Below are 25,821 nucleotides of genomic sequence, written 5' to 3' on the forward strand. Positions count from 1 at the left end.
TGAACATGTTAGATGCGAGAAATAAAAATATGAACGCACATGTTTCTTATCAGGTCGAGCCAGTAGTTCGTAAAGATCTAGATTTTCATTTAAACGAAGCGCCTCGCTTTTGGTTTAATAATGATCCTTTTTTGACTCGTATGTTTGATGCGCTCAGCTTAACCTTTCCGGATGGAGAGCGTTATTTTATTGAATGTGTCCGTATGTTCCGAGACAAAATTGATGATCCTGAACTACAAAAACGGGTTGCAGACTTTATTAAACAAGAAGCTCAACACGGTATTGCACATGACAAAATGAATCAGCTCATGAAAGAGCAAGGCATGCCTGTTGACCAGTTCACAGCCACACTTAAAAGAATTTTTCGTTTTGAACTCACCAAACGCTCACCACAATACAATATTGCGATGACAGCGGCAGCGGAACATTTAACAGCGCTAATGGCAGAAACGTTTTATAGCCATAAAAAAACTTTAGAAAATGCTCACCCCTATGTTCGAGCGCTGTTTGCTTGGCATGCCATTGAAGAGATGGAGCACCGCGATGTTGCTTTTGATGTCATGAAACAAGTAGGTGAAGTTCCTGAGTCGACTCGTCGTTTTGTATTGGTTCTTACGACAGTACTAATGTTTGGCTTTACACTCTATCGCACCAACATCATGTTGAAATGTGATGGCTTTAGTCCAAGAGAAAGACTCTTGATGAACCTTAAAGGTTTACCTTGGTTCTTCAGCAAAAATGGCACATTAACTGCCATGAAAAGCCAATATTTAGATTGGTTTAAAAAAGACTTTCATCCAAGTCAGCATCCAGTCATTCGTCAATATCCTGTTTGGATTGAAACACTCGAAAAGACAAATGATCCTATTGCAGCTGGTGAGGCATTCTGGCAAGCAGGTTTATAACCTGCTTGTTACCATTTCGCATAATGTTGTTCTAGTAAACCATATTGTTCGTAGCAATTGATGATATCGGTTGCCTCATGCTCAATCGTGCCGCTAATTTTAGCTTGCCACTGATTGAACTGGCTGCCGATCATTCTTAAGTTTATATTTTCGTATCGGCACCAACCAATATAGACTTGCAGATTAAGCTTTTGATCTAAAGAGCTAATTTGCCAAAATTCATCATTTACTTTTTCAAATAAAACATCAGTCAGTGGAAATAAAACTCCGTTAATCCATAAGCAGTTTTCATTACCAAAGCTTTCATTAACCCCTGAAGCTAAATTTAAACCGATACGCCGCCCTTGCTCATCCCAAAAATTACATGAAAGCCAGAACCAAGCCGTTTCAGGTCGCAAAAAACCGCAGGTATCATCTAAAGAGGCAAATGTCTTTTCATCAAATTGTACGACTTGGTTTTGCTTATTAATAAACATTCCCTCTACAGCCAATGTGGTCTGCTTTTGGGTATAAGTCCAACCATTGATGCCAGTTGGTGTACACAAACTTAATATATCGGTTCCAGCACAAAAAATACGAGCGCTAAGTTGAATCTCACCATATTTAGTGACTCGAATGTACCGCACCCCATTGGCATGCTGGATATCAAACTGATAAGGCGATTTAGAAAAATAACTTTGATTAAATAAGGGTTGTTCATCAAGATAGGTTTTATGCCCCAAAGGCTGAATGGCATTCCACTCGATGACTTGCTGAGTTTCATGGTCATAAATATAGAAAAAGCCATGCCCAACCCAGCCAATATCTGCAATTGCCAGACCAATACTATAGTGTTTATGTTGAATGCCGCAGAATTTAAATTTTTTATATTTTAATTGCTTACGCCAGCCTTTAAGGACCTTACCATAAGGGGTTTTATAAATATAATGTTGTACGTGAATGGTTGACGGTACAGATTCAAAACGCCCGTAGCGAGGCTGTCCATTTTCTTGAATTAAATCCATTTACCCACTTCCATATGAATATTAGATTTCAAATGACCTATACCACAGTCAAATACGTATTTTCCCAAATTGTTTCAGCAAAATCGCCTTTTATTAAATGAATATAGCGCTCTGCTACACAATCTATTGCTAAGCAGTCATCAATATCAATGACTCGATCTGTATGTGCTTTTTGCCACTGCCGATCTATAAATTGTTTACCTAATTGTTTGGCAGCTACCGCATTCGGTGCAACCACAAACTCATAACGGTGAAGTTCACCGAATTCACTTGCATTATATCCACCTAGATTAATTAAATATAATTTTAAATCATCTGGTTGTGGAGCAGCATCTGTAAAGTGAATTTGATAATTTTGCCCTTGAGAGCTAACACCAGAGAGCTTGGCCCAAGCATCAATATGTAATCCTTGAGCCTCACCAAACCAAGCCTGTTTAAGTTGAGGATAAATTTCTTCCAAAGTATCTCCTACAGCCATGACTACATCATGAACTTCTGTATTAGCGCGTGCATGACGCCCGCCTAACATCACCATAAACAAACTTGGCATTATATCCTCTTACATCTCGACCATTTCTACGCCATCAATACGTGCAACTGTCATTAAATCTTTATCACCACGACCTGAAACAGTCGCAATAATAATCTGATCTTTAGACATCGTCGGTGCAAGCTTAGAGACATAAGCCATCGCATGCGAGCTTTCAAGCGCAGGAATAATCCCTTCAATTTTAGTTAAATCACGGAAACCTTGTAGAGCTTCTGTATCATTAATCGGCACGTACTCTACACGCTTCATATCTTTCAAGAAGCTATGTTCAGGGCCAACACCCGGATAATCAAGGCCCGCCGAGATACTATGTGTCTCAATAATCTGGCCCTGTTCATCACTCATTAAATAAGTACGATTACCATGTAATACACCCACATGACCTGCATTTAACGGCGCAGAGTGTTTACCAGTTTCAATACCAAAACCAGCTGCTTCAACACCATACATTTTCACGTTGGCATCGTTTAAGAATGGATAGAACAAGCCCATTGCATTTGAACCGCCACCTACACAGGCAACTAATGCATCTGGTAAGCGACCTGCTTGTTCCAAAATCTGTTTACGCGCTTCACGACCAATAATTGACTGGAAGTCACGAACCAATTGAGGATATGGATGCGGACCTGCAACTGTACCAATCACATAGTATGTCGTATCAACATTAGTTACCCAGTCACGCATCGCTTCGTTCATGGCATCTTTCAGCGTTTTAGAGCCGCTTTGTACAGGAACAACTGTAGCACCCAACAAACGCATACGATAAACGTTCATCGCTTGACGCTTAACGTCTTCAGCACCCATATAAACAACACATTCAAGACCTAAACGTGCTGCAATTGTTGCTGTTGCTACACCATGCTGCCCAGCACCAGTTTCGGCAATAATACGTTTTTTACCAGAAAGCTTTGCCAATAACGCCTGACCAATCGTGTTGTTTACCTTGTGTGAGCCTGTATGGTTCAAGTCTTCACGTTTAAGGTAAATTTGCGCACCACCTAACTCTTTTGACCATCGCTCAGCATAATAAAGTGGACTAGGACGACCTACATAGTAGGCGAGGTCACGGTCGAATTCTGCCAAAAACTGTTCATCATTTTTCATGCGGGAATAGAGATTTTCTAAATCTTCTAATGCCGCCATTAGAGTTTCTGACACAAAACGTCCGCCATGGATACCGAAATGCCCTGCAGCATCTGGGTACTGTGTATAGTCAATCACATTGTTTTGCTGATCCACGTTGGACTCCTTGCATAAATCGTTCAATGAGTTGTTGGTCTTTTATACCTTTTGCGGACTCTACGCCTCCGCTCACATCTACTGCAAAAGCACCGGTAGTATGAATAGCGTCAATGACATTGTCAGGGGTTAAACCACCTGCCAAGATTAATGGAATATCAAGTTTTGGGAATTTAGACCAGTCAAACTGATGTCCTGTGCCCCCTTTGAGCTCAGGATGCCACGCATCGAGCAATACAGCACTGGCACCAGCTGCCTGATATTTTTGAATTTCAGCAACTACATCCAGATCAGGTTTAACCTGAATCGCTTTATACCAGCGACGTTTACAATGGCGAGCAATTTCCTGACATTGTTCTGGAGTTTCATCGCCATGTAGTTGTAATACATCTAGGGGAACACAATCAAGTACATCCTGAATTTCAGTAGCACTCGCATTTACAAACAAACCTACCATTTGTACATAAGGTGGAATTACTTTTGCTAATTCTTGGGCCTGTTCAACTGTTACATGTCTTGGACTTGGCGGAAAAAAAACAAAACCAATCGCATCCGCTCCAGCAGCAACAACTGCCTGAACATCTTGAATGCGAGTAATTCCACAGATTTTTGCTCGTGTACGTTTTTGGTTTGATGGGCTCATGATCTGCCTAAACTACAACCATTTCTTAAAATAAGCGCCATTGTAATGCAATTTTTGTCCCTTGCGTAAAAGTTCTCTGGGAATTGCTCCAAATGACATTGTATGAAGTAAATCGCCACTTTATACTGCGTAAAATTGGAAGCAAGTGTAAGCAATTCATGCTTTAGGGAAGCTGGTGAAAGTCCGGCACTGCCCCCGCAACGGTAACAATGTAAAGCATATTTTTTAAGTCGAGAGCGACTTACACCACTGCAGTAATGTGGGAAGGTGAATATGTCCATAACATAAATATGGCGCTGAAGTCCGGAGACCTACTTGTTTCATCTATCTACCCGATCATTCACGTGGGGTGAATGTATGGAGCATGTTATGTCTAAGTCTTTTCAACCTACTCGTCTGGTAGGGGCTATCGCTATTGCGATGGGGTTTTCACCTGTTATTTTTGCTGAAGATACAATGAATGTAACTCAGCTTGATCCAATTGTAGTGACTGCTTCCAAAAGTGCTGAAAAAGCAAGTGAAGTTCCGGCACGTATTAATATTATTGAACCAAAAGTTCTCGAACAATCTCCTATCGCTTCTTTACCACAATTATTACAAACCGATGCTTCCATCAATATGGTGCAAAGTGGTGGTATGGGACAACTTGCAGAGATTTATTTAAGAGGTACAGAATCTGATCATACTCTCGTGCTACGAGATGGAATTCGACTAAATAATGCATCCTCAGGAACAGCAAGTCTTGCATTTATTGACACAACAGATATTAAACAAATTGAGGTATTGAAAGGGCCTGCCTCTGTTCTCTATGGTACTGATGCCATTGGCGGAGTAATTCAGCTCGTTTCAAAAACACCTGAAAAGAATAGAGCTTTTATCACAGGTGAAATTGGTGAGAATAAAACTTATAAATCAGTTATTGGTGCTGATTTATATGAAGATGGTTTTTATGCCCAAATTCGTGGACAACGCTTAGAGTCTGATGCAACTAAAGTAACTAACCAAAAAACTAACTCATCGGATACAGCATCATTTGATCAAAAAGGTTTTAGTACAAAGTTTGGTGTTGAGCAGAAAGATTACGGTATTTCTGTCGACTATAGCCATAATGAAGGTTCAAGTCTTTATGATGCTTATACATTTAATGGTGCATTGCTTAAACAAGACTTCGAAAATGAGATTATCAATTTACGTAGCCGTTTAAATGTAACAGATAACTTAGAATTAAATACTCGTTTATCACAATTCAAAGATGAAGTTAATCAAAAAGACTCTACTGATTTTGTTCATAGCAAAACTCAGGAAGTAGAGCTATATAGCAAATGGAAGTTTTTACCACAACAAACACTCTTAGTTGGTGCCACCCACCGTACATTGGATGGAGATATTCTATCTTATGGAGCACCATACAATGAAAACGTAGACTCGACAGGGTATTATCTTCAACATCAATTCAATGGTGATAGATTAAACACTCAAGCCGGTGTTCGTATAGAAGATAATGAAAAATATGGCTCACATACTGTTGGTCAGATTGCTGCACGTTACCAACTTTTAGATAAAACAAGTATCTATACTAATATTGGTACTGCTTTTAAATCACCAACGCTTAATGAACTTTTCAACTCATGGAACGGCAACCCAGATTTAAAACCAGAAGAAAGTACATCTTATGAAATTGGTATAGATCAAACTCTACCAGCAGGTTTTAAAACAGGTTTATCTGCTTACTATACTGAAGTTGAAGATCTTATCGGTTCAGTGAATTTTGGTAAATTAACTAATATTAATAAAGCAACTTACCAAGGTGGTGAATTTTATGTTGGTTGGCAGAAAGATGATCTATTTGCAAAAGCAACTTATAGCTATGTCAAACCTGAGAATGAAGAGACTCATCAGGATTTAAACCGCCGCCCTCGTCAAGGATTAACCTTAACAACAGGCCTGCAAAATGAAGTTTATGGTATTAGTGCTTCGCTTGTTGCAAAATCAAAGTCGAAAGACTGGGATAGTAATTACAAGAATCCAGGTTACGCAACTGTAGATATTAATGCTTATTGGAATATGAATCCGCATATTAAATTGTTTACTAATATCCAAAATATTGGAGACGTGGATTATAAAACAGCTTATCAAGACCAAGGATACTACTATGTAAATGGTGGCCGCCTTGCGTCAGCTGGTGTGACCTTAAGCTACTAAGTAAAACTTTATTATAAAAATATTTTCTTAACTCCAGTTTCGGGGTAATGTTCTGACCGACATTATCCCTTTTTTATGTTCAGGATATCCATCATGGGACACCGTTTAAGCAAAATCTATACACGCACAGGCGACTCAGGTACCACAGGTTTAGGCGATGGTTCTCGTGTTGCCAAGGATGATTTACGAATTACGGCACTTGGTGATGTTGATGAACTCAACGCCATTATTGGGGTACTTCGTGCTCAAATCACAGATAGTCAAGTAACTAATAAGGCTGATTGGGATAAAAGCTTAAGTCTGATTCAACATTGGCTTTTTGATTTAGGTGGAGAGGTTTGTATTCCAAATTACAACCTACTCCAGCCCGTTTGTATTGAGTTTCTTGAAAAAGAAATTGACCGTATGAATGAAGATTTGCCTATGCTTAAAGAATTCATTCTACCGTCTGGTTCTTTATCTTGTAGTTATGCTCATCAAGCCCGTGCCGTTTGCCGCCGTGCAGAACGATCGCTCATGTCAGTACAAACTCGTGATCAAAATATTCAAGCTACAGCACTCCAACTTTTAAACCGTCTATCTGACTGGTTATTTGTCGCATCGCGTGCTTTACAGCGTGCCGAAGGCGGACAAGAAGTACTTTGGCAAAAAAATATTAATGAGATTATTTAAAAATAGATTAGATTAAACATGGTCTCTACTCATTTTAAAGAGACCATAGTTAAAATATTTCATAGAAGAAAATTATGCGCGTTATTGGTCATCGTGGTGCACGCCGAGAAGCTCCTGAAAATACACTTGGTGGGTTTCAGCATATAAAAAATTTAGGTATTCGTGGTGTCGAATTTGATATTCGTCAGCTTCAAGACCAAGAGTTAGTTGTTATTCATGATGACAATTTTTTGCGTACAGCTGGAGTCGATCAAATTGTAGAGCAATCGACTTTGGCTCAAGCGTTGTTATTCGATCATCGGCAAGGCTGGCCCAATTGGCCAACTTCTGAATCAACACCGACCCTTACAGGTGTTTTAAACTTACTTGATAATTTCGATCATATTGAAGTTGAAGTTAAAGCTGTAAGAGATATGGCGTTGGCCGAAAAGCTCGTTCAAAAGCTTGAGACGGAATTACAGGGCTTTGAAAAAGTTGTAACCATCACAAGTTTTGATCTTCAAATTCTAACCGCCTTACGCGATATAAACTCTCAATTTAAACGCGGATTGTTAGTTGAACTTCCTGTTGGGGCAACGGCAATTGAACTCGCGCATCAATATGGGTGCTGTCATATTGGTTGGCATGATCAGCTGGCAACAGATGAAATGATTCAATTATCACATCAAGCCGGTTTGAACATTAGTGTGTGGACAGTCAATGATGTAGAAAGAGCAAAAAGGCTGTGTGATTTAGAGATTCAGGGCTTAATTACAGATATTCCAACTACGATGTTACAAGCCCTATAAAGATAAAAAAGGTGGTAAAAACCACCTTTTATTTCTTTTGTGCCTGAATGAGGCGCTGACCACTCTGGTCAAGTAGATATAGCGTATTACCTACGAGTTGGAAGCGTTGAATACGTTGCAAAGCATCTACCAGCTCTGCTTCTTGAGCCAAAGCACCATCACAGCTTGAATGACCTGCATTTACTTGCATATCAAGTTTTTGCTGGCTGAAATTAAAGGTGTAACGGCCAAAAACAGCATTACAGCCAGTATGTCCCGATACTGTTTTGACTGCTGAGTTCAGTGAAAGAGTTGGCCATTGGTTAAAGAATTTTGCCTTATGACCACTGATCTGAGTGATCTGCCAATCAATATCTTGAATACCATCTGGACTCACTCTCTTTTTTACAACAGGTGCCTGAGTCTGATGAACTGTTCTTTTTGTTTGAACTTTTTTCGTAGTTTGTTCGGGTGCACTTTGACATGCGGCTAATACAAGACTGATTGTGGCCAAGACACACTTCAATGATAATTTTCTTGAAATATCAATGCTGTTCTTTTTTTTCAATCGTTGTACGTTCATTAAACAACTTCTCCTGCTTGAAAAACTCTTTGACATAGTTTAATTCTGTTACGGTTCTTTCAATACATCTGTACAATAATGCTAGTGATTCTCACTAAGCACGTGCTAATATGAAGGATAGAATAGCAATATATCTTGATGATTGGTTTTGCTATGTCGTTTTGTCTTTGTACCTTGTTTCACAAGGATTCTAGGAGCGCTGCCGGATATGACTTCCGCCCCACTCAAAGCCCCAATTAACTGGACCGCTAGCATTACCTTAATTGGTTTACCAATTCTTGCCGCAATCATAATCCCGATTTATGCGTATTTTTATGATTTTAGTGTAAGCGCATGGGTAAGCTTATTTTTTCTTTTAGCTCTAAGTAGTATGGGGATTACTGCTGGTTACCATCGCCTTTGGGCTCACCGAGCTTATGAAGCGTCGTTACCACTTAAAATTCTTTTAATGATCGGTGGAACATTTGCCGTACAAAATAGTATTTTGTTCTGGGCATCTGGTCACCGTACTCACCATCGACATGTTGATGATGTTGATGAAGATCCGTATTCGATTGAGCGTGGTTTTTGGTATGCCCATATGGGTTGGATGATCCGCGATCATTCACCATCTGAGCCAGACTTTAAAAATGCACCAGACCTACTCAATGATAAATTGGTCATGTTCCAGCATAAATATTACGCACTACTTGTAGTCGCAGTTCATGTTGGTATTTTAGGTTTAATCGGTTGGGCAACAGGTGATCTATGGGGTGTAGTCCTCCTAGGTGGTCTCTTACGTTTAATCATTAGCCATCAAGTTACATTCTTTATTAACTCGCTTTGCCATATGTTTGGTAAACGTCCTTATACGGACGAAAACTCAGCACGTGATAATTTCTGGTTAGCCATTGCCACTTGGGGCGAGGGTTACCACAACTATCACCATATCTTCCAATACGACTATCGTAATGGTGTGAAATGGTGGCAATATGACCCAACAAAATGGTTGATCTGGTCATGTTCTAAAATTGGTTTAGCTAAAAATTTACGTCGTATTCCAAGCTTTAATATTAAAAAAGCAGAACTGGCGATGAAATTTAAATACGCTGAACAAGACCTCGCTATTTATGGTCATGATGTAAATGCAGACATTACTCAAATGAAGCAACGTATTGCACAAGAGTACGAAGCATTTACACATACATTAAATGATTGGGCAAAACTTAAAGAACAAGAGTTACAAGCTAAAAAAGCAGCAATGGCTGAAAAGATTCATAGAATGGATCATAAGCTTAAAGTTGATTTCCAATTGCTTGAACACCGTTTAAGTCATCACCGCGAGTGCTTAGAAACACTTATGCGTAGTGTTAAAAAGAATACCAACGTGGTGTCAGACTAAAATAAATTCTGATCTAAAATAGCTCTTTCGGGAGCTATTTTTATGCCTGCTTTTTAACTGTGTTATAGTGAAATCCGCTCTCTCTATTTTGCTAAGCCTATGCAGTTTAATCCGCTCTACCCTTCACTTCCGTCTAAATTATTTCATGTTCAGCAACCATCACCTTTACGTGGTGCAAAAGCAGGACATTTTAACAGTGCTTTGGCTGATGAACTGCAATGGTCAGAAGACGATAAAAATGCATGGGTTGAGATCTGTAGTGGACAGCGTACATTCCCTGAATTTCCGTCTCTTGCGATGGTCTATGCTGGCCACCAATTCGGACAATGGGCAGGACAACTCGGCGATGGACGTGGCTTACTGATTGCGCAAATACTGAATACAAAGGGTCAAACCATTGACCTACATCTCAAAGGTGCAGGTCCTACGCCTTTTTCAAGAATGGGAGATGGGCGAGCAGTATTACGTTCTGTGGTCCGTGAATATTTAGCAGGACATGCTCTAAATGCTTTAGGCGTCGCATCTAGTCATGCAGTCGGTTTTACAACCTCGACTCAAGGTGTACAGCGTGAAAAACTAGAGTTAGGCGCAATGCTACTTAGAACATCTGAATGTCATATTCGTTTAGGACACTTCGAATGGATTAATCAATATGCGCCTGAATTGCTGTCAGAATTCACTCAAAAATGTATTGAATGGCATTATCCAGAATGCTTAGAAACTGAAAATCCAATTTTATCCTTTGCAAAAAAGGTAGTTGAACGTACTGCAATTATGATTGCGAAATGGCAATTGGTTGGGTTTGCTCATGGCGTTATGAATACCGATAACTTAAATATTACAGGTTCAACACTCGATTTTGGGCCATATGGTTTTATGGAGCGCTTCCGCCCCAACTGGATCAACAATCACTCAGACTACCAAGGCCGTTATACTTATCAAAATCAACCGAGTATAGGTCATTGGAACTTATGGACTTGGCTAAACAACTTAATCCCTCTCGCTGAGCCTGAACAAAAAGATGAGTTCAAAGAAGAATTAGCACGTTGCTTAGCACAATTTGAACCAATCTTTTTAGAACACTATGGACAAGGTTTATGTCAAAAAATGGGACTTCCCCATTTCCACAAAGACAGCCTTGATTGTAGTTTTGCGTTTTTAAGAATCTTACAAACTGAACAACTCGATTACACTCAAAGTTTTATTCGTCTTCAAAATAAAGAATACAAAGCTTTACGAGATGATTGTCTTGATATTCGACAGTTTGATGAGTTTCTTAGCCAATATGAAAGCATTCGTGAACATCAAGATACTGATGAACTTGATGCAAACATGCAGCAAGCAAATCCGATTTATATTTTACGGAATCACATGGCGCAGCGTGCTATTGAAGCAGCGGAAAGAGATGATTTTAGCGAAGTAGATCGTTTATTTAAGCTACTTAATCATCCATACACAAGACAACCAGAGCTTGAGCAACCACAAGATTTAGGGCCATTACCAAGTGATGTTCCAGATGTAGCAGTGAGTTGTTCATCTTAATTTTTTATCCACATTTTCTGTGGATAACATTGTGGTTATCCACAGAATAACTTTTATGAAGACTTACTCCTCAGGATATTCGAAGCGATAACCTACACCATAAACTGCTTGAATCCACTCATGGCGGTTACCAGTTTCTGCTGCTTCACTAATTTTTCGGCGCAAGTTTTTGATATGGCTGTCAATCACACGATCGGCAACATCAAAGCTATCTGGATTAATATGATCCAATAATTGTGCACGTGAATAAACTTGCCCCACATGCTCTAAAAATAGCTCAAGTAAGCGAAATTCGGTTGGCGTTAAACTTAATGATTTTTGTTGATACCAAATTCTTTGTTGTGCTTTATCAATTCGGAAAGAATCATTTTGCTCAGGCTCTGCTTTACGCTCTAAACGGCGTAGCACAGCTTGTACACGAGCAACTAACTCTTTTGGACTAAATGGTTTACATACGTAATCATCAGCGCCCATGTTAAGACCTAATACTCGGTCAATTTCTTCGGTACGGGCAGTGACCATAATAATCGGTAAATCTGACTGTTCACGAACTTTACGGCAAATCGTTAAACCATCCATTCGTGGAACCATTAGGTCCAGAATCATCAAATTTGGTTTACGTTGCTGGAAACTCGCATAGGCGTCTTGACCATCATGAAACATACTTACTTCAAAACCGGCAGCTTCAAGATAATCACGCACCAAATGCGCCAATTCGACTTCATCTTCAACCAACATCACATGTTTCATGAGATATTTTTCCTTTTATATTTAACTCTGCTTTTTAAAAGTAAGTACACAACGTAAACCACCTAATGGTGAATGTTCAAAACTGAGTGTACCACCAAGCGCCTGCGCAATCTTACAAGACAAAGCTAAGCCCAGCCCTGTTCCACCTGTACTACGCGTACGCGAATCATCTACGCGATAGAAACGTTCACCTAAACGGGATAACTGCTCATCACTTAAACCATAAGGACTATCATCGACATACAAAGTCCACTCTTGAGGATTCTGACTTGTATGAATATGAATTTTGCCACCTGTTTCTGTGTAACGAATACTATTACTAATTAAATTAACAATAATCTGTTTAAACCGGTCACGGTCTAATAATAGCGGAGAACTTGTTCCTTCAACTTGAATTTCGAGACCAGCCTGCTCAAGTTTGGGTTTAAAGTTTTCAACTTCTTGTAGTACCACTTCCCATGGATTTACAGAGCTCAAATAACACTTAAGCTGCTGAGCATCTGCCTGCGCCAAGTCTGCAAGGTCTTGGGTCAATTTTTTCAAGCTTGAAACCTGACGCATCATTGCATCTAAATGTTCAGGAGTTGCTTTTCGAATCCCGTCTTGCATCGCTTCAATTTGTGCTTGCAATACAGCCAAAGGCGTTTTTAATTCATGAGAAGTATCTGCCACCCATTGACGTCGTGACTCTTCATGCTGATGTAAAATCTCTGCCAAATGGTTCAATTGAGTTGATAAATCACCTAACTCATCATTTCGCTTAATAACTACTTGGTGTTGATAATTTCCTTTGGTTAATTCATTGGTTGCATTTAATAAACGCTGAATTGGCTTTTTAAAATAAGTCGCCATTAACAGTGCTGCAACTAAACTTGATAGTAAGGTTAAAGCATAAATTAATAGTAAATAACGCTTTTGATTACTAAAGAAATTAATACTCAAAGCGTCTTCTTTATCTAAAACAGGCTTTAAACCTAAATATCCCACGACTTTATTATTTAAAATAATTGGGCGAAATGACATCTGATCTGATGAAGGGGGTTCACCTACCACAAACTGGTGCTGTGCATCATATAGAGATAAACGCGAACTCAATCCTAAACGGTCTGGTAAAGCAATAAAACGTTTCTTACCATTTTGAGTTTCAATATCTTTTAAGCTTCCCTTCTTTGATTTATTTTTATCATCACTTGGACGAAACTGGTTTGCACTTAAAGGGAAACGTAATCCTTCAAAAGGTTGATACTGTGAAGGTAAATTTTGCTCGAGTGCTCTTAACTCTTCATCACTAAAAATAGTATTTTTATTTGTCGGTGCAACTTGCGGTGAAATATTGATGAGCGCGTGTTCATCAAAAGAATGCTGCTGTATGGCAATATCATATTGGCGACGAAGCCACCACTGTGAGAGACGATCATAGTCATCAGGAGCCGCGGTGCCTTCGATTTGTAAAATCTGTGCCTGAATCGCATTTCCCCAATCATGGTATACCGTATAAACATCACCCAGATTGGTAATGAGGCGGTCTAGTTTCTGCATTTCAACGTCAGCCACATATTTGGCAAAGTTCTTTTGCATTGTCCAGTGCAAAACGCTCAAGCTTGCAGTCGCAATAAGCAATGTGGTGAGCAAGACTGTCAAAAATAACCGTAATGCAATGGGAACACGTAGAACGTTCAAAAGCACTCTCTCATTTTTACCCTATATTTTGCATTGTAACCAACAACGAAAAGAAAAACTCTCCATTGTTTCTACATCTTTATTATCTAATCTTTAAGCCATCAGAAAACACAACATTAAAGGTCTTTAAATATGAAAATGACGGCAAAAATTGCATTATTCAGTGCGGCAATTGTAACAATGGGAAGTTTGGCTGCGTGTCAATCGACAACTCAACCACCTAAACAAGAGCATGGAATGATGCAAGATGGCCCACGTGAGGGTCACCACCGTATGAAGCACCGTGAATTCACTCCAGAACAAAAAGCTGCATGGGAACAGCACCGCGCAGAACGTCAAGCTCGCTTTGAACAAATCCAAAAAGCATGTGATGGTAAGGCCAATGGACAACCCGTAAGTGTTCAAATTGGGGATAAGACACTTGAAGGGACTTGTAACCTTCGTTTTGAACCTAAACGCCCTCAACCACCTGTTAATGCCCCTGCTCCTGCACCAGTTCAAGCAAAATAATTCTAAAAATCATAAAACAAAAGGCGCCTATAGGCGCCTTTTGTTTATAGATAAGTGTTTACGATTTTGACTATTTGTATCATATAAACATAACCAAAAGTATTTACACTCAAAGCACTTACATAGTTTCAGCATTTTTTTCTTGACTTTGCAGTCACAAAGTAAAGGTCCTGAGGTGCTTGTACAGTTATGCAAGTTGTTGCACGATGTAATAGTCCAAGGTGCCTCATGGCACATTATCATAGATTAAGATTATAACTCTGGTTTCACCAGTATTGAGGAACCCGATATGCCACAATACAAAGCGCCCTTACGTGATATGCAATTCGTTTTGCATGAATTATTAAATGCTGAAGAACACTATGCAAAATTACCTGATTTCCAAGGTAACGTAAGCCGTGAATTGGTTGATCAATATTTAGAAGCTGCGGCGGACTTCTGTGAAAATGAACTTTCTCCTCTAAACCAAGTGGGCGACCGTGAAGGTTGTACTTGGAATGATGGCGTAGTCACTACTCCAACAGGTTTTAAAGAAGCTTATCAAAAATATATTGAACTTGGCTTTCCGTCTTTATCAGCAGAAGAACAATACGGTGGTCAGGCCTTACCTAACTCTTTAGGTATCGCAATTTCTGAAATGGTAGGTAGCTCTAACTGGGCATGGGGCATGTACCCAGGCTTGTCTCACGGAGCTGTACGTACGTTAGAACACCACGGTTCTGATGAACAAAAAAATACTTATTTACCAAACCTTGTTTCAGGTGTTTGGACAGGTACGATGTGCTTAACTGAGTCTCATGCAGGTTCAGACTTGGGTATTATCCGTACTAAAGCAGAACCAAATGCTGATGGTAGCTATGCAATCTCTGGCGAGAAAATCTTTATCTCTGCTGGTGAACATGACATGGCTGAGAACATCATCCATATCGTTCTTGCTCGCCTACCTGGTGCACCAAAAGGTACTAAAGGTATCTCATTATTCATCGTTCCTAAATTCAATGTAAATGCAGATGGATCTATTGGCGAACGTAATGCGGTACGTTGTGGTTCTATCGAACACAAAATGGGTATTCATGGTAACGCGACTTGTGTCATTAACTTTGACCAAGCTAAAGGTTACTTGATTGGACCTGAAAACCGTGGTTTGAACTGTATGTTCACCTTCATGAACACAGCACGTATTGGTACTGCTGTTCAAGGTTTAGCAGCGTCTGAATCATCTTTCCAAGGTGCGTTGACTTACGCGAAAGAACGTTTAGCTATGCGTTCACTTTCTGGTCCTAAAGCTCCAGAAAAAGAAGCAGATCCAATTATCGTTCACCCTGCTGTTCGTAACATGCTTTTAACTCAAAAAGCGTTTGCTGAAGGCGGCCGTGCACTTGTTTACTTACTTGCTCAATACGCAGATATCGTTGAAAAAGGCGAAACTGAAGAAGAGCGTAAGTTTGCTGACAACATCTTGTCTTTATTGACTCCAATTGCAAAAGCATTCTTAACTGAAACAGGTTCTGAATCTGCTAAGCACGGTGTACAAGTCTTCGGTGGTCATGGCTTTATTTCTGAGCATGGCATGGAGCAAATCGTACGTGATACACGTATTGCTTGCTTATACGAAGGTACAACTGAAATTCAAGCACTTGATTTGTTAGGTCGTAAAGTATTGCAAACTCAAGGTGCAATGCTACGTGACTTCACTAAGATCATCCATAAATTTGTAGAAGCAAACAAAGACAACGCTGCTATGAAAGAATTTGTTGAACCGCTTGCGGCACTTAACAAAGAATGGGGCGATCTTACTATGCAAATCGGTATGCGTGCGATGCAAAACCCAGATGAAGTCGGTGCTGCTGCTGTAGATTACCTATACTTCGCAGGTTATATTACTTTAGCTTACCTATGGGCTCGTATGGCGCTTGTAGCACAAGAGAAATTAGCAGAAGGTACAACCGATGTTGACTTCTACAATGCGAAAGTAACTACTGCTCGTTTCTACTTCAAGAAAATCTTGCCACGTGTACGTTCTCACGTAGACGTGATCGCTGGTGGTCTAGATCCATTAATGTCATTAGACGCTGAACATTTCGCTTTCTAACCATAGTTAGTTGCGATATGCAATGTTAAAAAACAAAAAAGGACTGCTCAGTTTTGACGGTCCTTTTTTTATAAAATCAATGATAAATTTACACTTTAAATTCCATATCCATTTCGTTTTACAGGATATCTAGCACAGGCCAATGTGCACAAAAAAGGTGAACGATTATGCCAATTTACAATGCTCCTTTAGCTGATATGAAATTCATCTTAAATGATGTATTTAAAGCAGAACAATTTTGGCAGTCTAATGAGAAACTCGCTCATGTAGATGCTGCAACAGCTGAAGCAATTTTAGAAGAAATGGCTAAATTTGCTCAGAACGTGACTCATCCATTAAACCGTACCGGTGACGAAGAAGGTGCTCGCTATGAAAACGGCGAAGTATTCACACCAGCTGGTTTTAAAGATGCATTTCGTCAATATGCAGAAGGTGGTTGGATTGGATTAGGTGCCGATGAAGAATGGGGCGGTCAAGGCATGCCAAAAATGCTCACCGTTCTTTCTGATGAAATGTTATTTGCGACTAACCCATCTTTCATGCTTTACCCGCTACTTTCAGTAGGTGCTGGTATGGCTTTAAGCAGCTACGCATCTCAAGAACAAAAAGAAACTTATTTACCTAAGATTTATTCAGGTGAATGGTCAGGTACCATGTGCTTAACCGAGCCACATGCAGGTACTGACTTAGGTATTATCAAAACTAAAGCAGAACGTAATGAAGACGGTACTTATAACATTACAGGTACTAAAATTTTCATTACTGGCGGTGACAACGATTTAGCGGAAAACATCATTCACTTAGTACTTGCTAAAACTCCAGATGCCCCTGCTGGTTCACGTGGTATCTCGTTATTTATCGTACCGAAATACCTTGTAAATGAAGATGGTTCTTTAGGCGACCGTAACCATGTTGGCCCAGGTTCTATTGAACATAAGATGGGTATCAAAGCATCTGCAACTTGTGTGATGAACTTTGATGGAGCTAAAGGTTACCTCGTTGGTAAAGAAAACGAAGGCCTTGCTGCAATGTTCGTGATGATGAACTACGAACGTTTATCAATGGGTATTCAAGGTTTAGGTGCATCTGAATTTGCTTATCAAAATGCTGCTCAATACGCGACTGACCGTTTACAAGGCCGCAGTGCAGCTGGTGTTCAATCACCAAATAAACCTGCTGACAGCATTTTAGTGCATGGTGATGTACGTCGTATGTTGTTAAATGTACGTGCCAATAATGAAGCATCTCGTGCATTTGCAGTCTATGTAGGTCAACAACTCGATATTACTAAATTCTCAACTGATGCAGCAGCAGTGAAAAAAGCCAATGACCGTGTTGCGCTTTTAACTCCAATTGCAAAAGCTTACCTCACAGATACAGCCTTCCAAGCAACTTTAGATGCTCAAATGGTATTTGGTGGTCACGGTTACATCCGCGAATGGGGTATGGAACAATGTATTCGTGACCTTCGTATTGCTCAAATCTACGAAGGAACCAACGGCGTTCAATCTCAAGATTTAATTGGTCGTAAAACCATTAAATGTGGCGGTGCATTCATTGCTGAATACATCACTGAAATCCGTGACTTTGCAAATGACCTAGACACTGACTTGAACTTCATTAAAGATGCAACTTTAGATGCTGCAACTGAAATTGAAGCAATCACTCAGTTTATTATTGAGCAAGCTGCTGAAAATGTAGAGTTCCCGAACTCAGCTGCGGTTGATTATTTACATGCGGTTGGTTTACTCAGCTTCTCATACATGTTTGCAAAAATTGCTGCCGCTGCTAAAGATAAGTCTGGTGATTTCTACCAAAACAAACTTGCTTTGGCTCAGTACTTTGTTGAACGTATCTTGCCGGATATTGATGCACGTATTGCTAAAATCAAAGCTGGTTCTGACTTAATTATGGGCTTTAGTGAAGATTACTTTACAAATCAAGCTTAATTAAGTTCTTTATAAAAAAACGCCTGAATAATCAGGCGTTTTTTATTTCTAATCATAAAAGATAGATAACTTTTAAGTTTTTAATTTCTCGACCAAGAAGTCAGCAGTAATATTAACACTGGGTAAAAGCCCTCGTCTTGTCAACATCAATAAACTTGTCGTTACGCTACCAGCAGACCAGTCTGGCAAAACATGAATTAAGCTACCCTCAGATAGTTCATTCATACAAAAAGTTTCAGGTAAAAGCGTAATACCCAATCCCCTTTTTGCAGCCCCCTTTAAGATCTCCGACTCATTTGCTACAAAGCGGATGTTTGGACGTACTATCTCTTTCTGACCATTTATATTTTGAAAATGCCATGGATTCATTTGCAATTCAGGCCATATACCTTCATGTTTAAGCAAATCTTCTGGTGTATGTATAGGAGCCGATTTCATTAAGTAGGTAGGCGCTGCAACAGCAATGATTTTATCATTTTTAAGCACACGTTGAATTAATCCAGAATCCGGCAATGGTTGAAAATGACTACGGATCACAATATCAAAGTTTTCACTCATAACATCAACGTAACGATCAGTTACCTCTACTTGTAATAACAGCTTAGGATAACGTTCTGCAAGTTCAGGCAAACAATCAGATAGAAGATACTGAGCAATGGGTACAGAAGCACTGAGCCTGACTACACCACTTGGCTCTTGTTGTTGTATTAATAAATTTTCTTCTGCGTAACGAAACTCATCTACTGCATTTTTGGCATGTTGATAAAACAGTTTTCCTGATTCGCTTAAGACAAAACTACGTGAACTACGATGAATTAACGTTAAGCCCAGCTTATTTTCTAATATTGCAACACGCTTACTAATAGTTGATTTAGGTAAATTGAGCTGTTTAGCTGCGGCAGAAAATCCTTGATGCTCTACAGCAACAACAAAGAGATAAACATCATTCAAGTTTTGTCTAAGTAGCATTATTCAATGTCCATATATGTAGACAATAAGTTTCATAATACATGACTACTAGAAACTTTTCTGTCGACTTATGATGATTTTACATATCAAAAAAGAGTAATCATCATGTCAACTTTCACTTTATTTTATGGCGTACCTTCTGGATGCTCATTTGGTTCAATTGTTGCCTTGGAATGGTCAGGTTTACCTTATCAACTCTGTAGAATTGAGATGCCGGCTCAGTGTAATACCGAGGAATACCGCCAAATTAATCCAGTCGGTGAAACACCTGCACTGCTCTACGATAATGGTAAAGTTTTAACGGAAAGCATGGCTATCTTGAACCATATCATGGCAAAAAGCCTGAATGCGGCTTTTCATTATGAACAAGGAACAGAACAATTTAATCTCTTTAATCAGAAACTAGCTTTTTTGAATACGACTTTATTCAATGCATTTAGCCCACTCTGGTATAGTCTTGAACACTCTTCATCAGAAAGTAATAAACAAGCATTACGTGAATATGGAGCAGTCCAAGTTAAAAAAGCATTTACCGCTTTAGAAAATAGTCTGATAAATCAAACTTGGCTAATGGGCGATCAATTGTCTTTTGTAGACGGATACTACGCAGGTATCGCACGATGGTTGGAATATCATAATGTTATTGATATTGATCAATTTCCAAACTGCAAACGACTTTATGAACAATTACAAAATGAGGCGGCGGTTAAATTTGCGCATGCAATTGAACAAGAACAATCCGTAAAGAGTACAGGTAACTTTTTAGGCCATATTGTATTTGAAGATGTCATTCAACAATATAAAAACTTGAAATAGACTTTGTATTTATAGTGGATATCACCTTACTACCTGAGTTGAATTAAATCTTCATAAAAACGCCTGAATAATCAGGCGTTTTTTATTTTGTATTTACTATTTCCATTGGGACAAAATTTGTTTAATTTCTAAACATTACGAAGTGAACAAAAGATCTTATTATGCCTGATCCTAAAAAATACGAACGAATACTCGACCGTTTCGGACATTACGCCGTAGAAGCCTTCCATTATTTAGCCTTATTTATTATCGGGTGTATGGTGGCATGGTCGGCAGCCAATACGGTTTTTGAAATTCTGACCGTCAAAAAGTATGCTTCAATTGATGATATTTTATTATTATTTATTTACTTAGAGCTTGGAGCAATGGTTGGAATTTACTTTAAAACCAATCATATGCCTGTGCGTTTTCTTATTTATGTCGCGATTACGGCCTTAACCCGTCTACTCATTTCAGATATTCAACATGATCATAAAGCGGATATCGATCAAGTCATTATTACGGGCTCAATTTTGATTTTAGCTTTATCTATTTTAGTCGTTCGATTTGCTTCATGGCACTACCCATCAGTGATGAAAGAGAAACATGCAAAAACTTCTAATAATTTGAAAACCCCTCAACCGCAAGATGACGAGTTAGCATAGAAAAAGGCCTCACTATTGAGGCCTTTTTATTTTTACATTTAACGAACTCGGTAAATGTTGTGTCTTGAGTCTACTAATAAGTATTGATTAGGGGTTTTAATCCAATGGTATCCACGTGGTGGCGCATATAAACGGTGCGCTCTCCAGTCCGAAACATAATAACGGCTATGGCGATATTGAGTAGGAATACGTTCACCACGTTTAAAAGCAACATAGTTACCATAATGCTTACCACGATCAGCATTTGACCAAACTGGCGCTCGGTGATCATTACGATAATCATGACGGCGGTCATCACGATGCTCATATCGAGCATAGTTTTTACCATGGTCATTGTTCCAACGGTGTCCAGAATCGGCCATCGCGGTAGCTGATATACCTAACATTAATGTCGAAAGTACAAGAACGATTGGCTTTTTCATGGCCTATTTCCTTTTAATCTTGATATGAAGCTAGATTAAAAGAGACTCAAGGAGAAACCATGAATAAAACCGCTTTGATTGCTAAACTTTGTAATGACTATAAAGAAAATATGAAGAATCTGTATCTGTGCTACCATTAGCATTTTTCAAACTAGGTCAATTGCTGTGTCTGAAATCAGTTTTGAGCGTCTTCATCAATTTTTTTGCAAAGTTCCAAGTGTACAAGAAGCCCGTATTATGGCTCATGGAGCAGATGGCGAACATGCTTGGTGGTTTAAGTTCAGTATTGACGTAGAGCATGCACTTGCATGGCAAACAGTTCAAGAATTAGGTCATGTTTTAAATTATCTATCGACAAATGAACGCCTACCCACATTATTCTTTCCTGTTTCACCACCACCTTATATGAACGGTGAAGCAAAAGACTTTTTATCATGGATTATTCAATGTAATCATCCTGAATTCTCTCCGGATGTGGTTTGTGATTGGCTTGAAGCGCGTTTGCCGAATCCTGTTGACGATGAGTCGCAGTGGAAAATTAAGACGGATTTGAGTGAAATAGAAAAGTTAGATGATAAAGCGTTGGATCAATTGATTCCGCCAGCGCCTTAAAATATTCAAAGTTTTATTTTCTATTTTTAATTAGCACGACAGGGTCTTACCGCTTTAATTTCTATTTGTAGTAGCTAATTCGTTACTTTGGTTTCGCCCAAAGTAACCAAAAGCATTTGTCATCCACAAAACCTGTTCACTGTTTTCGCTTATCTAATTTTATTGCAAAAACAATTTAATCTCAGATTTTGGGCAGGTTGTGGATGACTCTAGGCACAAGCCATTTTTGGAAAACTCCAAAGATAGTGATTAAAAAGTCGATAACCCTGACCATTCCATAAAACGATAAATCCAATACTTCACTTTAGATTCATCTGCATACTTCGCGTAATCCACGCTCATCTGTCTATCTTTTAGGTTTGACCACGAGGTATTGAAGTAATCTTGCGCATCTTTAAAGACTTGATCTTGAACTTTGCCAATGACCAACATATCCGTTTCAAGGTTATAATTTTTTAAATTACGGGCTGTAAAGTTGGCAGATCCTACGATCAACTCAGCGTGTTGGGCATTATATTTCAAGATCATTTTGCTATGGTTCTGCTCGCCATGAGTATCACACCAACGGATTGGAATACCGGCAGCATGTAACTCTGAAGCCACCTGACGGTTTGGAATACCATTTTTTTGTCGACCAAACGCATCTTTATTTGGATCGAGTAAAACACGAACAACAACACCTCGTTCTTGAGCATTTTTTAGGGCTTTAATAATCTTGCGTTCAGATAAATAGAACATACTTAAATCAAGATGCTCTTTCGGCTTCGCTGAGTTAATTAATTTCAATACAGATTGATAAATTGCACCTTCAGTTAAAACTTGCACTTGAGGTTTGGTTATGTCTTTTTCAAAGTCACCTAAAATAAGCGATGGAGAGCTACTACCTGACATTTGTGCAACTGCAGCTTCAGTTTGAAGAACATCAGCAGCTGTTGCCCCTGTTACAACCAACGCGACATTAGAGTGTCTAGAGCTGCCATCGTGTGGATTTGCTGAGGTCACTAATGACTTCCAACCAGCATCGGTATCAACGACAACAGTTTTACGGTGATTTGCCTTAAAGTTAAATAAGTTTAGATAGCTGCGCAGTGTAATTTTTTCATCACCGAATGGATTCGGTAACCAGCCCTTTTCAGGGTTATTGCCAATATTTTGACAGCAGATGTACCAGAACCCAGACCAAAACGGGTTAGAAGCACGCAAAGGGGCTAAATTCGTTTCAATCACATCAACACCTGCTTGACGTAACTGACGGTAGTGTTCAGGGCTGATACCACCGTATACCGAGTTAATCGGGTCGGTAATCATAACGATCTGAATTTGGCGATTTTGTCTTTTCTTACTTACTAATGCATCGGTTAACTCTTGCATTAACGGTCTTTGCTTGATTTTCGAGTCACCCACTTCTGAATTAAACAAGAACATATCCACCACAATCGTGGTTTTTGCCTCATCAATCATTTTCAAGATTTCATCAAAAATATGCTGGTCAACCTGCTGTTGCCCTTTTGCATCAAGATAAGTTTTATCCGCTAAAAATTTGACATCGGCATGTCTAAGCTTGCCACTAAAGTTAATCCCTTGTGGTAATGGTTTTACTGTGTGGTAAATCGCCGATGCAAGATATGCAATAGCAACAACGCAAAGTAATACCGCCATATAACGACGCCCTGACCAATTTATTTTTTGATGAATTCGTTGAAAAATACGCATAAAAAAGACCTAACTTGATGCTTTCAAATTAGGTCTTTTGGATTGATTTTTCAAGTTTAGTTTCGTGTTAAAGCCTTAAAAACTAAAATCAACACCCACCGTAAAATTACGTCCAACTTGTGGAATATTTGATAAGAATGAAGCATGTTGATAAACCGTGTCATCTAACAGGTTGTTCGCTTTCATATAAACACGATAATCTGTTTTTGCACCATACTGCCCAGAATATGCCACACCAAGATTGAGCATGTTATAGCCTTCAGTTTCGGTCTCGTAAGCTGCGATCTTATCTTGGTTAAAGACATGGTAGTACTCGGCAGAACCACTAAAGCCATCGCCAAAGTCTGCATCAACTTTAGTACCTAAACGTCCTGCTGGAATACGTGGAGCATTACCTTCTGCATCAATTTTACCGCGCACATAATCACCAAAAGCACTGATCTTGTACATTGGGGTAATTTGATAACCAATTTCACCCTCTGCACCATAGAAGCGTGCTTTATCTTGAGTATATTGAACTAAACGGAAATCTTTATAACGGTCAAGAGTTTGTGCATAGATGTAATCATCAAACCAGTTATGGTAAACATGAAGATGGTAATCAAGTTTGTTATTATCAAAATGCAAACCTAACTCAACATTATTCGATTTTTCCTTACTGAGTTGATCATTTCCTAACTCATAAGTATTCGTCGCAAAATGTCCACCATTTGCATATAACTCTTGAGCTAAAGGCAAACGCTCTTGATGTGAAGCGACAAAAGAAAGTTTATAGTTCGGTGCAAACTCCCAATTCGCAGCACCTGCGTAAGAGAATGCCGAACCATCAAAATCCTGTTTAGAGTTGTCGTCTACATCAATTTCTTGCTGATCTGCACGGGCAGAAAGCTCAAAATGTACGTCTTTCCATTGTTTATGTTCTAAAGCAAATAAACTCCACTTTTTGGTAGTGGTCGGGGCCATAAATGCTTCTTCGCCAGTTAAATCTAATTTCTGTTGACCTAACTGTGCGCCAATTACCCCTTCCCAACTTGCAATCGGGTTATGTACTAACTCAATACGACCATCATAGCCTTTGTTTTGGAATCGGGTCGCAATTGTTCCCTCTTCAATTTCATCATGCTGATAGTCAGTATAGCTCGCTTGCGCACGTAACTTTTGGAAGCCTGCAAATGGATCATTTAACTCGGTTTTAAAATCGTAACGCTCAGATTTTAAATCAATCCATGGGCCGCCATGTTCGTGTTCATGTTCTTCATGCTCATGATCGTGACCTTCTTCACCCTCTTCATGTTCATGGTCTCCACAATGCAAATGCGGTCTTCCACCTAGATGAGCGCTACAACTTTCGTATTCATGGCTATGCCCCGGTAAGCCATACTGGTCTCTGCGGTTGCTATAAGAAATACCCGTATAACCACGGTCATAAATCCAAGACAAACCAACATTAACCGAGTCACCCTGCGCAAAAGTATTGTCTACACGGCGCTCTTTTTCACCTTCATGAATATAATTGGGCGCAATATAATTATTCGCATCACGAGTTAACCCCTCAACACGTAAAGCAACTTGGCTGCCCAAGCCAACAGTTACGCCAGCGCTCGCCAGTTTTTCATCACTTCCAGTGTTGTAACGTAAGCCAACTTGTCCTTCATAACCATTTTCAGGCATTTGCGTAGGGATCTTGTTATCAATGACGTTGACTAAACCACCGACAGTCCCCGCACCAAACAGTAAAGTTGAAGGGCCGCGAATTACTTCGACTTGTTTCGCAAGCACAGGATCTACAGTAACAGCATGGTCAGGAGACAACGTCGAGACATCAATATTTTCTGATGAATTTTGAAGTACTTTAACGCGTGGTCCATCTTGTCCACGGATGACCGGGCGACTCGAACCAGCCCCAAACTGATTCGCGTAAATTCCCACTTCACTACTGAGTGCATCCCCAATGGTAGCAGCGCCTTGCGACAGATGCTTTTGATCAACAACAGTATCTGCCACAGCAAAATCTTGTGAAGTTTGCTCAAGTGGATGAGCCTTAATTCGGATAGTTTCTAGCTTTTCAACATTTTCACTTTCTGCTGCAAACGAAGGTACGGATATGACAGCTAAAATGGATAAGGTCAAAATATTTTTATAGAACAACATGAGGTGATTCTCTGATCGCTACGCC

General features: G+C 39.5%; 23 protein-coding genes and 1 riboswitch. Of the genes, 12 read left to right on the forward strand and 11 right to left on the reverse strand.

What is annotated here, in order from left to right; translation table 11 throughout:
* Window positions 1-29 precede the first annotated feature (29 nt).
* On the forward strand, window positions 30-905 hold the full coding sequence (locus J580_RS20145; RefSeq protein WP_032005530.1) for a metal-dependent hydrolase: 876 nt from the start codon (window positions 30-32) through the stop codon (window positions 903-905).
* Window positions 906-913: 8 nt separating this feature from the next.
* On the opposite strand, the gene J580_RS20150 is transcribed toward J580_RS20145, so the two are convergent.
* Genes J580_RS20150 through J580_RS20165 form a run of 4 tightly spaced genes read right to left on the reverse strand, consistent with a single transcriptional unit; the run spans window position 914 to window position 4,341 of the window.
* Window positions 914-1,909, reverse strand: a complete 996-nt coding sequence (locus J580_RS20150) for a DUF2804 domain-containing protein (RefSeq protein WP_032005532.1) — start codon at window positions 1,907-1,909, stop codon at window positions 914-916.
* A 37-nt stretch (window positions 1,910-1,946) separates the two neighbouring features.
* Complete coding sequence (locus J580_RS20155; RefSeq protein WP_032005533.1) at window positions 1,947-2,459, reverse strand: DUF1543 domain-containing protein; 513 nt, start codon at window positions 2,457-2,459, stop codon at window positions 1,947-1,949.
* Window positions 2,460-2,468: 9 nt separating this feature from the next.
* Window positions 2,469-3,698 (reverse strand): tryptophan synthase subunit beta, encoded by a 1,230-nt coding sequence (gene trpB, locus J580_RS20160; RefSeq protein WP_002116129.1) that lies wholly within the window; start codon window positions 3,696-3,698, stop codon window positions 2,469-2,471.
* On the reverse strand, window positions 3,673-4,341 hold the full coding sequence (locus tag J580_RS20165; protein WP_032005535.1) for a phosphoribosylanthranilate isomerase: 669 nt from the start codon (window positions 4,339-4,341) through the stop codon (window positions 3,673-3,675). The genes trpB and J580_RS20165 overlap by 26 nt, the downstream gene beginning before the upstream one ends.
* A gap of 126 nt (window positions 4,342-4,467) precedes the next feature.
* A riboswitch (cobalamin riboswitch) is annotated at window positions 4,468-4,675 on the forward strand.
* Between the two features lie 35 nt (window positions 4,676-4,710).
* Between J580_RS20165 and J580_RS20170 the strand changes: the two genes are divergently transcribed.
* From J580_RS20170 to J580_RS20180, 3 genes are all read left to right on the forward strand, one after another.
* The gene (locus tag J580_RS20170) at window positions 4,711-6,543 is read left to right on the forward strand and encodes a TonB-dependent receptor plug domain-containing protein (RefSeq protein ID WP_032005537.1); all 1,833 of its coding nucleotides are present in this window, start codon (window positions 4,711-4,713) and stop codon (window positions 6,541-6,543) included.
* Between the two features lie 93 nt (window positions 6,544-6,636).
* Window positions 6,637-7,215, forward strand: a complete 579-nt coding sequence (locus J580_RS20175) for a cob(I)yrinic acid a,c-diamide adenosyltransferase (RefSeq protein ID WP_032005538.1) — start codon at window positions 6,637-6,639, stop codon at window positions 7,213-7,215.
* Between the two features lie 74 nt (window positions 7,216-7,289).
* Entirely contained in the window at window positions 7,290-8,003 is a 714-nt protein-coding gene (locus tag J580_RS20180; protein ID WP_032005539.1) for a glycerophosphodiester phosphodiesterase, read from the forward strand.
* 28 nt (window positions 8,004-8,031) lie between these two features.
* On the opposite strand, the gene J580_RS20185 is transcribed toward J580_RS20180, so the two are convergent.
* A complete protein-coding gene (locus J580_RS20185; protein ID WP_032005540.1) occupies window positions 8,032-8,565 on the reverse strand; it encodes an META domain-containing protein in 534 nt (177 codons plus the stop codon).
* 208 nt (window positions 8,566-8,773) lie between these two features.
* On the opposite strand from J580_RS20185, the gene J580_RS20190 reads away from it, so the two are divergent.
* Together J580_RS20190 and J580_RS20195 are read left to right on the forward strand one after the other, a co-directional pair.
* Window positions 8,774-9,946, forward strand: coding sequence for an acyl-CoA desaturase (locus J580_RS20190; protein WP_017385625.1), 1,173 nt, complete (start codon window positions 8,774-8,776; stop codon window positions 9,944-9,946).
* Between the two features lie 99 nt (window positions 9,947-10,045).
* A complete protein-coding gene (locus J580_RS20195) occupies window positions 10,046-11,488 on the forward strand; it encodes a protein adenylyltransferase SelO (RefSeq protein WP_032005541.1) in 1,443 nt (480 codons plus the stop codon).
* A 63-nt stretch (window positions 11,489-11,551) separates the two neighbouring features.
* On the opposite strand, the gene J580_RS20200 is transcribed toward J580_RS20195, so the two are convergent.
* The gene (locus J580_RS20200; protein WP_002116101.1) at window positions 11,552-12,238 is read right to left on the reverse strand and encodes a response regulator; all 687 of its coding nucleotides are present in this window, start codon (window positions 12,236-12,238) and stop codon (window positions 11,552-11,554) included.
* A gap of 21 nt (window positions 12,239-12,259) precedes the next feature.
* Window positions 12,260-13,918: a sensor histidine kinase efflux regulator BaeS gene (gene baeS / locus J580_RS20205; RefSeq protein WP_032005542.1), complete on the reverse strand. Its 1,659-nt coding sequence runs from the start codon at window positions 13,916-13,918 to the stop codon at window positions 12,260-12,262.
* Window positions 13,919-14,050: 132 nt separating this feature from the next.
* Here baeS and J580_RS20210 point away from each other — a divergent pair, with 132 nt between their 5' ends.
* The 3 genes from J580_RS20210 to J580_RS20220 all read left to right on the forward strand — a co-directional run bounded on the left by J580_RS20210 (window position 14,051) and on the right by J580_RS20220 (window position 18,469).
* Window positions 14,051-14,428 carry a hypothetical protein gene (locus J580_RS20210; protein ID WP_032005543.1) on the forward strand — a complete coding sequence of 126 codons (378 nt, stop codon included), beginning with the start codon at window positions 14,051-14,053 and terminating at the stop codon, window positions 14,426-14,428.
* Between the two features lie 289 nt (window positions 14,429-14,717).
* The gene (locus tag J580_RS20215; protein WP_005804712.1) at window positions 14,718-16,520 is read left to right on the forward strand and encodes an acyl-CoA dehydrogenase C-terminal domain-containing protein; all 1,803 of its coding nucleotides are present in this window, start codon (window positions 14,718-14,720) and stop codon (window positions 16,518-16,520) included.
* Window positions 16,521-16,687: 167 nt separating this feature from the next.
* The gene (locus tag J580_RS20220) at window positions 16,688-18,469 is read left to right on the forward strand and encodes an acyl-CoA dehydrogenase C-terminal domain-containing protein (RefSeq protein WP_002116088.1); all 1,782 of its coding nucleotides are present in this window, start codon (window positions 16,688-16,690) and stop codon (window positions 18,467-18,469) included.
* Window positions 18,470-18,541: 72 nt separating this feature from the next.
* On the opposite strand, the gene J580_RS20225 is transcribed toward J580_RS20220, so the two are convergent.
* Entirely contained in the window at window positions 18,542-19,420 is an 879-nt protein-coding gene (locus J580_RS20225) for a LysR substrate-binding domain-containing protein (RefSeq protein ID WP_081403740.1), read from the reverse strand.
* Window positions 19,421-19,543: 123 nt separating this feature from the next.
* Between J580_RS20225 and J580_RS20230 the strand changes: the two genes are divergently transcribed.
* Both J580_RS20230 and J580_RS20235 read left to right on the forward strand, forming a co-directional pair.
* On the forward strand, window positions 19,544-20,254 hold the full coding sequence (locus J580_RS20230; RefSeq protein ID WP_032005545.1) for a glutathione S-transferase family protein: 711 nt from the start codon (window positions 19,544-19,546) through the stop codon (window positions 20,252-20,254).
* Window positions 20,255-20,415: 161 nt separating this feature from the next.
* Window positions 20,416-20,898 (forward strand): phosphate-starvation-inducible protein PsiE, encoded by a 483-nt coding sequence (locus J580_RS20235; protein ID WP_002116490.1) that lies wholly within the window; start codon window positions 20,416-20,418, stop codon window positions 20,896-20,898.
* Between the two features lie 38 nt (window positions 20,899-20,936).
* On the opposite strand, the gene J580_RS20240 is transcribed toward J580_RS20235, so the two are convergent.
* Window positions 20,937-21,320 (reverse strand): RcnB family protein, encoded by a 384-nt coding sequence (locus J580_RS20240; RefSeq protein WP_032005546.1) that lies wholly within the window; start codon window positions 21,318-21,320, stop codon window positions 20,937-20,939.
* A gap of 165 nt (window positions 21,321-21,485) precedes the next feature.
* On the opposite strand from J580_RS20240, the gene J580_RS20245 reads away from it, so the two are divergent.
* Window positions 21,486-21,932, forward strand: a complete 447-nt coding sequence (locus J580_RS20245; RefSeq protein WP_002116392.1) for a hypothetical protein — start codon at window positions 21,486-21,488, stop codon at window positions 21,930-21,932.
* A 249-nt stretch (window positions 21,933-22,181) separates the two neighbouring features.
* Here J580_RS20245 and J580_RS20250 read toward each other — a convergent pair whose 3' ends face one another.
* Together J580_RS20250 and znuD are read right to left on the reverse strand one after the other, a co-directional pair.
* Window positions 22,182-23,645: a phospholipase D family protein gene (locus tag J580_RS20250; protein WP_032005547.1), complete on the reverse strand. Its 1,464-nt coding sequence runs from the start codon at window positions 23,643-23,645 to the stop codon at window positions 22,182-22,184.
* Between the two features lie 75 nt (window positions 23,646-23,720).
* Window positions 23,721-25,796, reverse strand: coding sequence for a zinc piracy TonB-dependent receptor ZnuD (gene znuD / locus J580_RS20255; RefSeq protein WP_032005548.1), 2,076 nt, complete (start codon window positions 25,794-25,796; stop codon window positions 23,721-23,723).
* Window positions 25,797-25,821: the final 25 nt, after the last annotated feature.

Origin of the sequence: Acinetobacter sp. 1542444, from assembly GCF_000581835.1 — a bacterium.
GTDB lineage: Bacteria > Pseudomonadota > Gammaproteobacteria > Pseudomonadales > Moraxellaceae > Acinetobacter > Acinetobacter pittii.